Raw genomic sequence first — 14305 nt, 5'->3', positions numbered from 1 at the left:
GGAATAAATGAAACTAGTTTTAAAACACATCTTATTTTTTATATTTATCCCAACATTGCTTTGGGCACAACATACTATTAAAGGCACATTTACCCCTGCCGAAGATTATAATGTAGTACTTCTTTACAAAGTATCACCTACCGTTTCAGAATATATTTCAAATGCTAAAATTGATGAAGAAGGTTCTTTTGAAATTATATTAGATTCTACGGCTACAAAAGGTATGTACAGACTGGTTTATGCCATTCCGCAAGAAGATTATAATTTTGATATCATTTACAATGGTGCAGAGGATATTAATCTATCCTTTAATAGTGAAACGGGTGTAAAATTTCATTCCTCTATTGAGAATTCATTATTGGCATCTTACACCAATAGTATGTCTATGGTAACACATAGTATTGGCAAGTTTTTTAGTGAGAATAGTACTGATACACTGGCTTTGAAAAAAATTTTTGAAACCCAGAAAAATACACAACAAAATTATGAGGAAGCGGCAAAAGACCTTATGGTTTTAGAGTTTATTAAGGCCAATAAACCTTTTATTCCTAAAAGTTTTGTAGATGTAAAAACCTATGTAAATAGTTTAAAGGCGCATTATTTTGATACGATAGATTTCACGAACAAAACATTGCAGAGTTCAAATTTTTTAGAAGAGAAAATGTTGAATTATGTATTTGGAATGACCATAGATTCTGATGATGAAATAGTTAATTACAAAAGCAATATTGATGTTGTATGTAAAGCAATGGAGCCTGCTTCAAAGCAAGTAAAACGTATTTTATTAGTGAGCTTATGGCAACAAATGGCCGACTTAAATTTTGAAAGTGTAGCCAATTATATTTCAGAGAAATACTTAATGGATTTGGCAGTAGCTTTAAATGATCAAGAATTACTAAATGTATTAATAAAATACCAAAATGTTTCAATAGGGAAAATAGCTCCTGATTTTTCTTTTAAGCTAGAAGAAGGAGGTAAGACAATAAGTAAGAAATTAAGTGATTTAAAGGGTTTTGATAAATATATAATTGTATTTTGGAATACAACCTGTTCTCATTGTTTAGAAGAAATACCAGAGTTACATGCATTAACCAAAACTCAAAATAATTTAAAGGTTATTGCTATTGCTTTAGAAGAAGAACCCAATGATTGGAAAGAACTCATAAAAAACTATCCAGGTTTTATTCATGTGTATGGTTTGGGGAAATGGAACAATCCCATTGGTAATGATTATGGTGTTACTGCAACACCTACCTACTTTATACTAAATAAGGATAAAAAAATCATTATAAAACCAGTAGATTTTGAAGCATTAAAAGTAATTTTTGATGAAAAATAATAGGGTTTTTTTACAATCAACTTGTCGTGTCTTAAATTATAAAAACTATGATATGCTGAAATTTAGCATGACAAATTGAATCAAAAATGATAAAAGGCATCCTCTAAATGCTCAATGTTATATTGATTACCTTCTTTAACAATAGCAATGATATCAAAGCGTATTTCAACGTCTAAATCATTTACAGTAACATATTCGTCAACAGCTTTTACTAGATTTTTTATTTGTTTTGGCTTCACAAAATCCTGCGGGTCTCCAAAATCAACAGTAGATCTTGTTTTTACTTCAATGATGGCTAATGTATCGTCTTTTTGTGCAATGATATCAACTTCGGCTTTTTCAAAACGATAGTTGCGTTCTATAATATCGTAGTTGTTTTTCAGAAGAAAATCTACCGCAAGTTGTTCGCCTTTTTTACCGAGATCGTTGTGTTGTGCCATAATAATTACCCTCTAAACAAAAAGAAATCGTCTTTCATGTGTTCTATCTTGCTATCTTGATTTGTAATGATATAATCAATGGCTTGAGAGGTGAAATCTTCACCTTTTTCTGTTAGTGAGACAATATTTTTATCCAATTGAATCATATTGTTTTTATGAGCCAAATCTAAAACTGTTTTAGAACGAACTTTCTGCCAATTGATATGTTCATTAAGATGGTTTACATGTCGCTCACGTTCTTCGGTATGATTTTTTAAGTGAAGGAGAAACGTAAGTAAAGACACTTCGGTGCGTTGTTGTCTTTCAAGATATAATACAGCAATGACCCCTTTGTTTGGAGCAAAGAGATATACCGCCAAAAACAAAAAACCTAGCATGGTTGTAATAGACCCTGCAATAGAGGCATCTAACCAATGCGCCACCCAATATCCAGAAATAGCACTAAAAACGCCAAAACAAATGGCATAAATAAGCATACGCTTTAATTCGTTGGTTAATAGGTAAGATGTGGCTGCTGGAGCAATCATTAAAGCCACAACCAAAATAGCACCAACAGCATCAAAAGCACCAACGGTTGTTACCGAAGACACTGTCATTAAGCCGTAATGAATAGCAACTGGCGAAAAGCCCAATGAAGCGGCTAAACCAGTATCAAACGTGCTTACCTTTAATTCTTTAAAAAAGGCAAATAAAAGTCCGATAGTTATAAGTAAAATTGTACCTATAATCCATAGTGATTTTGGGCCTACATCAACTCCAGAAATTATTAATCTATCAAAAGGAGCAAAAGCAAGTTCTCCCAACAAAACGGCATCAACATCTAAATGTACATCATTGGCATTTTTGGCTATCATAATCACACCAATACTAAATAGTGCTGGAAATACTAAACCAATAGCGGTGTCTTCTTTAACTAAACCGGTTTTTTGGATATATTCTACTAAAATCACGGTGATAATTCCTGTAACTGCTGCTAATAAAATAAGTAATGGTGAGTTGAGGTCCTGCGTAATAAAAAAGCCAATGACAATTCCTGGGAGAATAGAATGGCTAATGGCATCACTAATCATCGCCATTTTTCTAAGCACTAAAAATGTCCCTGGAATAGCACAAGCAATGGCAACTAAACTCGCAATTAATTGTATTTCTAGTTGTGCGCTACTCATTGTTATCTGTTTGTTGGTTGTAAAGGTTGGAGGCTATTTTAAAACCTTCTTCTGTAAAACTCCACATACTCCCATTTAGAGTTACATAGTTTTTGCTTACTAATTTTTGAAGTGTACTTTTTGTATAACCTTGAAAATTATTTAGAATTTTTATAGCATGCGGATGTGAAATATTTTCATGGCTTTTAACAATATTATACATAAATGCTAAGGTTTTATGCAATTGTAAATCGCGACGATTTTTTATAAAGCGGATTTGTTTAAAGAGAAGCCCACGTGTTGGTGAAAATATAAAAGATACTAAAACAAAAATACTGGCAACTATTACAATAACAGGTCCAGTAGATAAATTATTCTGGCTTGCACTTACCGCAGTTCCAAAAACACCTGAAAACGCTCCGAAAATTGCAGCCAAAAACACCATAACACTTAAACTATTGGTCCATTGTCTTGCTGCGGCAGCGGGTGCTAATAACATGGAACTCATTAAAACAACACCAACCGTTTGTAGCCCTAGTACAATAGCCAGAACAATAAAAGAGGTAATTAAAATATCGATAATTTTAGTGTTAAATCCTAGTGTCTTAGTATAGTCTGCATCAAATAATAAAATTTTGAATTCTTTCCAAAACAGTAGCAATACCAGTAAACAAATTCCTGTTACGATAGCCATCATCCAAACATCGCTTTCTAATAATGTTGCTGCTTGTCCGAATAAATATTTATCTAATCCAGCTTGATTTGCATTGGGTTGTTTTTGAATAAAAGTGAGTAGCAACATACCAAAACCAAAGAAAAGTGATAGAATTAAACCCAAAGCAGTATCTGACTTTAAATGGGTTTTACTAATAATACCTCGAATCCAGAACGTTCCTAAAAGACCACTTACTAATGCGCCTAATAATAATGTATTGCTGTCTTTTGCACCCGTGAGTAAAAAGGCTATAGCAATACCTGGTAAAGCGGCGTGTGAAATAGCATCACCTAATAAACTTTGTTTCCGTAGTACGGCGAAACTTCCTAACATACCAGTTACGGCACCTAAAATCGCAGTACCAAGTGTTATGGTTCTTAGGGTGTAGTCTGTAAAGACGAGTTTTATGTATTCTATGATATCCATTGTTATTCTTGGATACTTACTTTATAATTAATTCCATAAGTTTTAGTAAGGTTATCATCATTAAAGATGTCTTTAACTGGGCCTGTAGCAATCTTCTTCACGTTTAAAAACGTTACCCAATCAAAATATTCGGGAACAGTTTGTAAATCATGGTGCACCACAATGACTGTTTTTCCTGCCTTTCGTAATGCTTTTAAAATATTAATTATGGCAATTTCGGTTGAAGCATCAACACCTTGAAAGGGCTCGTCCATAAAATAAATAGACGCATTTTGTACTAAAGCACGAGCTAAAAATATACGCTGTTGTTGACCTCCAGACAACTGACTTATTTGCCGATTTTTAAAAGGTAACATCCCTACTTTTTCCAAAGCTTCTAAGGCTTCTTTTTTCTCTTTTTGACCTGGACGTTTTATCCAGCCTAAACTGCCATAAGTGCCCATCATCACAACATCTAAAGCGGTTGTTGGAAAATCCCAATCCACACTTCCTTTTTGTGGCACGTATGCCACAAGTTGGCGTTGTTTTTCGTAAGGTTCGTCATAGATGCTAACACTACCTGCAATGGGTTTTAGAATGCCTAAAATTGATTTAATAAGTGTGGACTTACCAGCTCCGTTTGGTCCAACAATGGCCATAAGCACCCCTTCTGGGATTTCTAAATCGATATCCCATAATACAGGCTTGTAGTTGTAGGCTACTGTGAGGTCATCTACTTTTACGGCAATCTTATTTTCCATTTTTAATTTGTTTATATGTTCATTTTTTCTTGATAAAAACGAACCAAAAAATCAAGTTCAAGCCGAGGAATTTTTTCAGTCCGCTTTGGCGGACCGAAAACCGATTTTAAAAACTCCGCGTCGAACTATAGTTCTCCTGTTCTCGGAGCTTTTCTTTATCTATTCTGCGCCTTGACGTTCAATTCTGAGAATTGATTTGGGCGTCGACTTTCTGCTAATTTTATTTTTTTTACTAAATATTTTTCCACCTTTCTAAACTCTAAAGTTTGAGTAAAATTTCTCCCCCTTTTGGGGAGTTTAGGAGGGGTTTCTGTTTATTTTAGCGCCTCCACAATCGTATTCACATTATACTCAAACATACCAATATAAGTACCTTCAACGGTGCCTGCGTCTCCCAATGCATCAGAATATAAAGTGCCACCAATAGTAACGTCGTGATCTTTTGATTTAACAGAAGCTTGCAGTGCTTCAATAGTACGTTTTGGAACCGAGCTTTCCACAAAAATTGCCTTTACTTTATTCTCAATAATAAAAGTAGACAACTTTTGAACATCTTTTACGCCTGCTTCTGTAGCCGTTGAAAGGCCTTGTAAACCAACTACTTCAAAATTAAATGATTTTCCAAAATAGTTAAAGGCATCATGCGCTGTAACTAAGATACGTTGCTCTTCAGATAGCGTTGCTATGGTACTTTCTACTTTAGTTTTTAATACATCTAATTTATCAATATATGCGTTGCCGTTTGCTTCAAAATCAGTTTTATTTTCAGGGATTTCTTCTGATAATATTTTTATCACAAATTGGGTAGCTTGTTTCCAATAGTCAATATCAAACCAAATGTGAGGATCGTAATTGGATGCAAAATATTCTGAACCTATTAATGTGTTTTTATCAATGGCATCGGAAACGGCAATGGTTTTCTTGTTTTTCATCTTCTCGAACACTTCAACCAATTTGCCTTCTAAATGCAATCCGTTATAAAAAATAATATCGGCATTAGCCAGTTTAGTAACATCACCTTCACTGGCTTTATAAAGATGTGGATCTACTCCACTACCCATTAAGCCTTGTAAGTTGATGTTTTCACCTCCTATGTTTTTAACCAAATCAGTTATCATCGTTGTGGTGGTTACTACATTAAGTTTTGAGGTGTCTTTTTTTTCGTTTTTACAGCTAAATAAAACTGTAAATATTATTATAGAAAATATTGTTCTCTTCATTTTAATTCTTTTTAGTTGGTATTCTAAAACTAACACCTCCACTTAATAAAATATCTTGCCCTTTTGTAATACTGGTACCAACAGTGGCATCTAGCTGAACGCTATCCGAAATTAAATAGGTGAGTCCAGCATCCCAAAAGTGATTAGCACTATTATTTTCAGGTAAATCTCCATAAAGTTCTGCATACGCACCTAGTTTCTCTGTAATTCCTATGCCATATGCAATGGTATATATGTAAGCAGCTTCCGAAGAGTCATCACCCCATTGAGCTCCAATATTATATGATAAACTGGTTGTTTCGCTTAATGTATGAGCAAATGAAAACCTAAAATCTACCCCAGTAGTTTCTGTTTTATAGTCAGTACCAGCTGTAAAGGGTAAAAATAAGTGACCAATAAGACCGATTTCTGGAAAACATCCTTTTTCATTTGCAATATTAACTTTGGCTCCAAAAAGTAATGGGCTAAAACCACTCATTATGTTATCTAATTTCATATTACTAATTGTTGTAGTACTTTCGTTAAAATCCCAACCTAATCTTAATTCTAGATTGTCTATTAATCCAATTCTAATTAAAGTAGTATTTAAAGTGAAGTTTTCAAATTTTGAATTATCTTCTTTAAAGCTTTCATAAAAAGCACCAGTTTCTACTTGGATATATCCAACCGGAACAGTATTTGGAGACTCTGTTGCATCTGGTCTATCTGTTATTAAAGTTCCAATGCCATTTTCGGTTTCTTGAGAAAAAAGGTTATATGATAAAAGTAAAAACCCTACGGCTAAAAGTGTTTTATTTGTTTTCATTGACATATATAATTGAGGTAAAATCTTGGTTTAGTAAAATAGTATTGTTGTTTATTAAAATTTGAGTCATTTTATTATTTGTAAATTGTTTAGATACTACAAGGGTGTTACCATATTTCAATCCGTTTAGGGCGCAAAAATCGAAGAACTCTTTATCGTCGCTCATTAATCTGGATATGGTATATGATTTACCTTCATTTGCATTAGACAGCGAAATGGATGTGTCTGAAGTGGTGATTTCACCATCGGCATTCGGGATGGGGTCACCATGAGGGTCGAATTTTGGGTTGCCTAAGTATTCACTTATTTTTTCTGCGAGTAAATCGGAAGTTTGGTGCTCTAAAAGTTCGGCCTCCCTATGAATGTCGTGCAGAGACATATCAAAGAGTTTAAATAACAAAGCTTCCCATAGGCGATGTTTTCTGATTACAGAAAGCGCCATTTTAGTACCGTTATCTGTTAACTTTAATGGTTTGTATTTTTGATATTTTAATAAATCTTTAGCTGCCAAATTTTTGGCCATATCGGTGGCTGCGGCGTTAGATATGCCTAATTCTTTGGCAATGTTTCCTGGTTTGGTATCGTTGTTATCACGTTTTCCATTTTTGTAAATGGCCTTTACAAAATTTTCTATAGCTACAGACATTCGATTTGCTTTAAAAATATTTTAAGTTAACTTAAAAAAGTTTTCAAATGTAGTTAAAAAAAATAAATGTTCACTTTTTAGAGATTAAAAAGTGAACATTTATCAAGAGGAATTTTAATGTGTCTTAAGAATCAAAACAAACTAAGGCTTAAACTTAACTTGATTTAAAATAAATTTAGGAAATTCTGTAATTGGTGTAATAGTCATGTCTTTGTAATAACACTCTGCAGCTTCAGATTGAATTTGAATTTGTCCTTCTGTTAAAGGTTTGTTGGTTTCTGGATTAATGGCGTTTTCTACCACCATAACAATTTCGCCATTTACTACATGTACAGCATCGTTACCAACAACATATAATTCTAAACGATTCCAATTGCCATGGGGACTTTGAGGTTCTAAATAGGCGTGTATGTAACCGTTGCCTTCAAAGTAAGTGTCGAAATTTGGGTTATACTGTTTTTTTTCAATTTTACTGTTCCCTCTAATTTGTACTATTGGTCCGCCTAATTTTGGTTGTATAGCATTAGCAGGTAAAGAAATGAAATCACCTAAATCTGTTTCCTGAACTTGAAATTCTAAGCAGGTTTTCCAGGTGTTCCAAAATCTACCATAATCACCATAACTATGGTATAAAATACCTGTATCTTTTCTTCTTTGAAGTCTAGGTTCCCATTTTTTATGGCCCCATCTAAACATGGTGCTAAAGTGATAGTTGCTAAAATTATCTTTTGTTACTATAGCACCATAAATCTCTCCGGTAATGTTAAGAATGGTTTCACCGTTTATATTGGTTGTAGTGAACACATTTTTTATATCATTATTTAGTCCTAAAGGTGTTCCTTTGGTAACGTCATCAGACTTCGGAGTTCCCTCTGGAAGTCCTAAAACAGTAGTATGTGGCACTCCCAAAAATCTATTAAAATGAGTTAAGTTGGCGTCTAATAAGTTAATTGTTTGATTGTTTTGAGCGTTTATGCTAATGGTTAAAAACAAAAAAATTAAACCAGAAATAATTGAGTGTTTCATTAAGGTGTATTTAGTATTGTGGTAAGGGTACTAAAATAATAAAAATGAATGTGAGAAGATTTAATTTACAAAAATATTAATGGCAACCACAATCATCATGATTGCAATCCTTTTTTGATTTAGTAGTTTTAGAAAAGAATTTTTTAAATAAAAACACAACAGCAAGTAGGATAGCTGATAAAACCAGTATGTTTTGAATAATGAGGTTCATATTTTAGGGGTTCACTAAAAACACTATCATTTCAAAAATTGAAATGCTATTAAAGCAACAATATATGCAAATACTGTCATTAATATTAGTTGAAGCGTTGGCCATTTCCAACTGTTGGTTTCTTTTTTAACTATGGCAAGTGTACTCATACATTGCATGGCAAAAGCATAAAATAATAAGAGGGAGATACCTGATGCAAAGGTAAAAAGAGGCCCTCCTAAAATAGGGTTTACTTCAGCCGCCATTCGGTTTTTAATAGTTGCCTCGTCATCATTTCCTACACTATAAATGGTAGCTAATGTACCCACAAATACTTCTCGAGCCGCAAAGCTACTTATAATGGCAATACCAATTTTCCAGTCATAACCCAATGGTCTTATGACCGGTTCAATGGCTCTTCCTGTAATACCAATAAAGGAATGTTCCAGTTTATAAGATGCTATTTTGTTTTGTAAATCAGTTTCACTTAAATTATTAGTTGCAAATTCTGTTCTAATAATATCATCGGCATTATTAAAGTTTTCACCAGGACCATAGGAAGCTAAAAACCATAATATGATTGAAATAGCCAAAATGATTTTACCGGCTCCAAAAACGAAAGATTTAGTTTTTTCAACTACGGTTAAAGCAACGTTTTTTAATAAGGGCAATTTGTAGTTGGGCATTTCAATTACAAAAAACGTTCTACTTTTAATTTTCAAGACTTTGTTTAAAACATAAGCCGAAAACACTGCTGTTACAAAACCAATAATGTAGAGCAACATTAGTGTTAATGCCTGGTAACTTAACCCTAAAAAGCGCCCTTTAGGGATTACTAACGAAATAATAATTAAGTAAACGGGTAATCTTGCAGAACATGTTGTAAAGGGGGTGACCAAAATGGTTATTAAGCGTTCTTTCCAGTTTTCAATATTACGCGTAGCCATAACAGCAGGAATAGCACAAGCAGTACCAGAAATTAATGGTACGATACTTTTTCCGCTTAAACCAAAACGGCGCATCACCCTATCCATTAAAAACACTACACGACTCATATATCCACTTTCTTCCAATACGGCAATGAATAAGAAGAGAAACGCAATTTGGGGAATAAAAATTACAATACCCCCTAGTCCTGGAATAATGCCTTCAGCAATTAAATTGGTGAATGCTCCTTTAGGTAAGTTGTTTTTAGTCCACTCACTTAAGGAAGCAAAAATACCATCAATAAAGTCCATTGGAACTTCAGACCAATCATAAATAGCTTGAAATATCAATAGTAATATTGATCCAAAAATAAGATATCCCCAAACCTTGTGAGTAATTATCCGATCCAATTTAATACGTAAATCTTTAGCTTGAGACAGATCTATAGTCTGACCTTTCTTTAGAACATTATTTATAAACTGATATCGTTTAATAGTTTCCTTTTGCTGTAATCTTTTTAAATCTGTTTTGCTTTTAGTTTTAAAATGATTAACAGCATCAATTTCTTTTCTATCTGTTTTTCCAAAGTTAACGTCTTGGGTAATTACCAACCATAATTTATACAGTAATTGGTTTGGGAATGCCTTTTTTAAACTGTCAAAGTAATTTTGGTCTATGGTTGTGGTATCTAAACAAGGTTGTGTAGAAATCTCTTTATAATTTGAAATAAGTTCCTTCAAATTGTCGATACCTTCTTTTTTACGCGTACTTGTTAAGGCTATTTTAGTTTTTAAATATGTTTCTAAATATGCAATATTTAATGAAATACCTTTTCTAGACATCCTATCGGCCATATTAATTACCAGAATGGTTGGTATTTCCAAATCTTTTATTTGAGTAAAAAGGAGTAGGTTCCTTTTTAAGTTTTCAACGTCTGTAACTACAACGGCTATATCTGGAAAATCTTTGTCGTTCTTATTTAGAAGTAGTTCAATAACAACATTCTCATCAAGAGAAGAAGCGTTTAAGCTGTAGGTGCCAGGTAAATCAATGATGTGAGCTTTTAGACCACGAGGTAATTTACAAATACCTTCTTTTTTTTCAACAGTGATTCCAGGGTAGTTTCCTACTTTTTGGTTTAAACCTGTAAGTGCATTGAAAACCGAAGTTTTACCTGTGTTAGGGTTGCCTATTAGAGCTACATTAATTTGTTTACTCATGGGCTACTTTTTCAATTAAAATATGAATAGCAGTTTCCTTTCTTATGGCTAAATGCGATCCATTTATGTTTAAATACATGGGATCTGCAAAAGGAGCCACTTGAACAAGCTCTACAGAATTACCTGGAAGGCATCCCATTTCAAGAAGTTTTAACGGTATGAGGTTAGACGAAACGTCTTTAATAATAGCGTGTTCCCCTTTTTTTAAATGTGCTAAAGTATCTTGCAAGCTTATTTAGATTGATTTTAAAGAAGCAAAAATAGTGTAAAAGTTTATAAGTAAAAAGTTTCAAGTTTAAAGTTTTGGGTTTAATAATAAATAGGTCTCTAATTGTATTAAACTTATTGATGTTTATTGATTGTACTCTTCTTTTAAAATGGCTATATCGTTGAGTAAGCGTTCTATGTCTTCTAGGTTGGTTCCATCATAATATCCGCGTATTTGGAGTTTTTTATCAATAAGCATAAAGTTTTCGGTGTGTATCATATCAAAAGGACCGCCATCTCCATTATCTTTAACAGCCAAATAACTTTTTCTTGCCAATTGATAAATCTGCTTTTTATCTCCAGTTACTAAGTTCCATTTAGTGTCATTAACGCCTTTTTTTAAAGCGTACTTTTTTAGTTGTGCTACCGTATCAATTTCTGGAGTAACAGAATGTGATAAGAGCATTACCTCATCGTCATTTAAAATTTCCTTTTGAATAACCACCATATTCTTGGTCATGATAGGGCAAATAGTAGGGCATGTTGTAAAAAAGAAATCGGCTACATAAATTTTGTTTTCATAGTCTTTTTGGGTAATTGTTTTGCCGTTTTGATTGGTTAGAGAGAAATTGGCTATTTTATGATATTTTTTCTTGTACTGAAGCGTGCTATCTACCAACTCTGTACTAACCATAGAAGGTTGATACACCGGAAGTGGCTGATACACATTTAAAGTGTTGTATATAATACCAACAATGATTATGGAAATAACACCAAAAACAATAGCAAATAACTTGTAATCTTTAAAAAATGAGAGCATAAAGAATTGAGCGAAAATTTTAACAAAAATACAATGAAATTTGAATATCTGCAGCTAGTTATACCCTTAAATTAGTGTTAAATAGCCGCACAAAGTATAAATGTCTTTTTATACTTGTTTTAAAAGTTTACTTTTGTGCGATTATCAAAAATTTTGATTGAAGATTTATGGAGTTTGTTATAAAAATATCTCAGTTTTTATTGAGTCTTTCACTACTCATTGTGCTACATGAACTAGGACACTTTGTTCCCGCTAAAGCCTTTAAAACAAGGGTAGAAAAGTTTTATTTGTTTTTTGATGTTAAGTTTTCACTATTTAAAAAGAAGATAGGCGAAACTGTTTACGGTATTGGTTGGCTGCCATTAGGGGGTTATGTGAAAATTTCGGGAATGATTGATGAGAGTATGGATACCGAGCAAATGGCTAAAGAACCACAACCTTGGGAGTTTCGATCTAAACCCGCGTGGCAACGTTTAATAATTATGCTTGGTGGGGTTACCGTTAATTTTGTGTTGGCATATATCATTTATGTTATGACTTCCTTTGTGTATGGTGATACCGATTTTTCTAGTGAAAGTTTAAAAGATGGTTACTGGATTGATAACCCCTTGTTAAATGAATTAGGCTTTGAAACGGGAGACAAAATCATAGCTATTGATGATGTAACCATTAATAGCCATTCTGATGTTGTAAAAAAGATTATTAGTGGAGAAAAATACACCGTTGAAAAAAATGGTGTTACAGAAACCATTGAAATGCCTGTAGACTTTTTAGGCCAACTATCTTCAAAAAAAATTAAGGGTAGTTTGTTTAAACTAAGAATACCATTTATGGTAAATAATGTTGTTGACACGTTACATAACGCTAGTGTTGATCTTGAAAAAGGAGATGTTTTGCTGACCGTTAACGGTGATGAGGTTAGGTATTTTGATCAATTATCTTCTACATTAGAGGGGTATAAGAATCAAACCGTTTCAACTGTATTTCTTAGAGGCACAGAAGAGATTACCAGAGATTTAAAGGTAGATTCTGAAGGTAAATTTGGAATAGCACCTGCTAGCCACCCAGAGCGCTTTGACGAACTTGGGTATTTTGAAATAACACGCAAAGAATACACATTTTTAGAAAGTTTTGGTGGTGGTTTAAATAAGTTTACCGAACAAATAGCGAGTTATTGGGAGCAGTTAGGGAAAATATTTTCTCCTGAAACTGGTGCTTATAAAGGTGTAGGTGGTTTTAAGGCTATTTTTGATATTTTTCCAGACCAATGGATTTGGCAAGATTTCTGGAATTTAACAGCCTTTTTATCAATTATGTTGGCTATATTGAATTTATTACCAATACCTGCTTTAGACGGAGGACATGTTATGTTTTTACTTTATGAGATGGTATCTGGAAGAAAACCCGGAGACAAGTTCATGGAGTACGCACAAATGGTAGGTTTCTTTATTCTAATTGCCTTGGTTTTATTTGCTAATGGAAACGATATTTATAAAGCTATTTTCAATTAATTTTTTTTTAAAAATTACATTGCAATAATTAAAAATATGTATATATTTGCGCTCGCAAAAGCGAAAGATAACCTTCCTCAGTAGCTCAGTTGGTTAGAGCATCTGACTGTTAATCAGAGGGTCGTTGGTTCGAGCCCAACCTGAGGAGCCAAATTAGACAAGCCATCATTATTGATGGCTTTTTTTGTGCCTAAACTTTTTTAAATACTAGAACAGCATCATATGCATTTTATCGCTGATATCATGTATTTTGACTAAAAGTTAACTAAACAGGTAGTGTATATTCCTTTTTAGCTGTTTTATAATAAAGTACCTCAAATTTACTTTATAAATATTTTCTCCATGAACAAATGCCCCTTTTAACACCTATTTATATGTTATAAGAGCCACTGTAAAAAGTGGCTTTTTTCTTATAAGAAAAAATACACAGAATAGATATAAATGTTAAAATAAACTAATATTCTGGTTATTAGTCGTTAATTTATTGGTAAATCAAATGTGATGTTTACTTTTCGGGTACCATAACATAAGTAGGTTAAGTTCATGGTAGATTTGGGGCAAAGAAAGGTGAATTACTAAGTTCACCTTTTTTTATGGAATTACTCCAACAAGGTTCCTAATTCCTACGAGAAAATCTTTTTAAACAAAAGATATTCTAGATAACAATGTATTTCAATGGAAATAAAATTTAATTTCCGCATCAGTATAGGAAACCCAATCATTGAAGTAGCCTTTAGAATTTCTTTATTAGATACATATACCTGAAGTTTGGCTTATTAGAATTTCAGTATATTTACAATACTAACTAATACCATAAATCATGAATATTAAAAAAACAGTTATTAATCTTTTAGTATCACTTATTCTTTCTCCAATTGTTATTTACATTGTGCTCACATTAGCTAGATTGGCAGGGTCAAACTATGAA

The 14305-nt window shown here is 33.0% G+C and carries 13 protein-coding genes and 1 tRNA gene; 3 read left to right on the top strand and 11 right to left on the bottom strand.

The genetic code is table 11. The features are described from left to right. The first annotated feature begins 7 nt into the window (after positions 1–7). Entirely contained in the window at positions 8–1339 is a 1332-nt protein-coding gene (locus tag E1J38_RS03675) for a TlpA family protein disulfide reductase (protein WP_133355792.1), read from the top strand. An 80-nt stretch (positions 1340–1419) separates the two neighbouring features. On the opposite strand, the gene E1J38_RS03670 is transcribed toward E1J38_RS03675, so the two are convergent. The 11 genes from E1J38_RS03670 to E1J38_RS03615 all read right to left on the bottom strand — a co-directional run bounded on the left by E1J38_RS03670 (position 1420) and on the right by E1J38_RS03615 (position 11866). After that, positions 1420–1779: a YraN family protein gene (locus E1J38_RS03670; RefSeq protein WP_133355793.1), complete on the bottom strand. Its 360-nt coding sequence runs from the start codon at positions 1777–1779 to the stop codon at positions 1420–1422. A gap of 5 nt (positions 1780–1784) precedes the next feature. Then, a complete protein-coding gene (locus E1J38_RS03665) occupies positions 1785–2945 on the bottom strand; it encodes a metal ABC transporter permease (RefSeq protein WP_133355794.1) in 1161 nt (386 codons plus the stop codon). Further along, positions 2938–4065 (bottom strand): metal ABC transporter permease, encoded by a 1128-nt coding sequence (locus E1J38_RS03660; protein ID WP_133355795.1) that lies wholly within the window; start codon positions 4063–4065, stop codon positions 2938–2940. The genes E1J38_RS03665 and E1J38_RS03660 overlap by 8 nt, the downstream gene beginning before the upstream one ends. A gap of 2 nt (positions 4066–4067) precedes the next feature. Beyond that, a complete protein-coding gene (locus tag E1J38_RS03655; protein WP_133355796.1) occupies positions 4068–4805 on the bottom strand; it encodes a metal ABC transporter ATP-binding protein in 738 nt (245 codons plus the stop codon). A gap of 314 nt (positions 4806–5119) precedes the next feature. Further along, positions 5120–6025: a metal ABC transporter solute-binding protein, Zn/Mn family gene (locus E1J38_RS03650; RefSeq protein ID WP_133355797.1), complete on the bottom strand. Its 906-nt coding sequence runs from the start codon at positions 6023–6025 to the stop codon at positions 5120–5122. Between the two features lies 1 nt (position 6026). After that, positions 6027–6830: a transporter gene (locus E1J38_RS03645; protein WP_133355798.1), complete on the bottom strand. Its 804-nt coding sequence runs from the start codon at positions 6828–6830 to the stop codon at positions 6027–6029. Next, positions 6817–7476 carry a metal-dependent transcriptional regulator gene (locus E1J38_RS03640; protein WP_133355799.1) on the bottom strand — a complete coding sequence of 220 codons (660 nt, stop codon included), beginning with the start codon at positions 7474–7476 and terminating at the stop codon, positions 6817–6819. Before E1J38_RS03640 ends, E1J38_RS03645 begins: the two co-directional genes overlap by 14 nt. 141 nt (positions 7477–7617) lie before the next feature. After that, on the bottom strand, positions 7618–8502 hold the full coding sequence (locus E1J38_RS03635; protein ID WP_133355800.1) for a 3-keto-disaccharide hydrolase: 885 nt from the start codon (positions 8500–8502) through the stop codon (positions 7618–7620). Between the two features lie 237 nt (positions 8503–8739). After that, positions 8740–10839 (bottom strand): ferrous iron transport protein B, encoded by a 2100-nt coding sequence (feoB, locus tag E1J38_RS03625; protein WP_133355802.1) that lies wholly within the window; start codon positions 10837–10839, stop codon positions 8740–8742. Beyond that, positions 10832–11068 (bottom strand): FeoA family protein, encoded by a 237-nt coding sequence (locus tag E1J38_RS03620; protein WP_133355803.1) that lies wholly within the window; start codon positions 11066–11068, stop codon positions 10832–10834. Before E1J38_RS03620 ends, feoB begins: the two co-directional genes overlap by 8 nt. Positions 11069–11191: 123 nt before the next feature. Beyond that, positions 11192–11866 carry an SCO family protein gene (locus tag E1J38_RS03615; RefSeq protein ID WP_133355804.1) on the bottom strand — a complete coding sequence of 225 codons (675 nt, stop codon included), beginning with the start codon at positions 11864–11866 and terminating at the stop codon, positions 11192–11194. A 167-nt stretch (positions 11867–12033) separates the two neighbouring features. Here E1J38_RS03615 and rseP point away from each other — a divergent pair, with 167 nt between their 5' ends. Beyond that, positions 12034–13377: an RIP metalloprotease RseP gene (gene rseP / locus E1J38_RS03610; RefSeq protein WP_133355805.1), complete on the top strand. Its 1344-nt coding sequence runs from the start codon at positions 12034–12036 to the stop codon at positions 13375–13377. A gap of 74 nt (positions 13378–13451) precedes the next feature. Next, positions 13452–13528, top strand: a tRNA-Asn gene (locus tag E1J38_RS03605). Positions 13529–14305 lie beyond the last annotated feature (777 nt).

Origin of the sequence: Seonamhaeicola sediminis, from assembly GCF_004358095.2 — a bacterium.
Taxonomy (GTDB): Bacteria; Bacteroidota; Bacteroidia; order Flavobacteriales; family Flavobacteriaceae; genus Seonamhaeicola; species Seonamhaeicola sediminis.
This window is presented reverse-complemented; position numbering and strand designations above follow the sequence as displayed.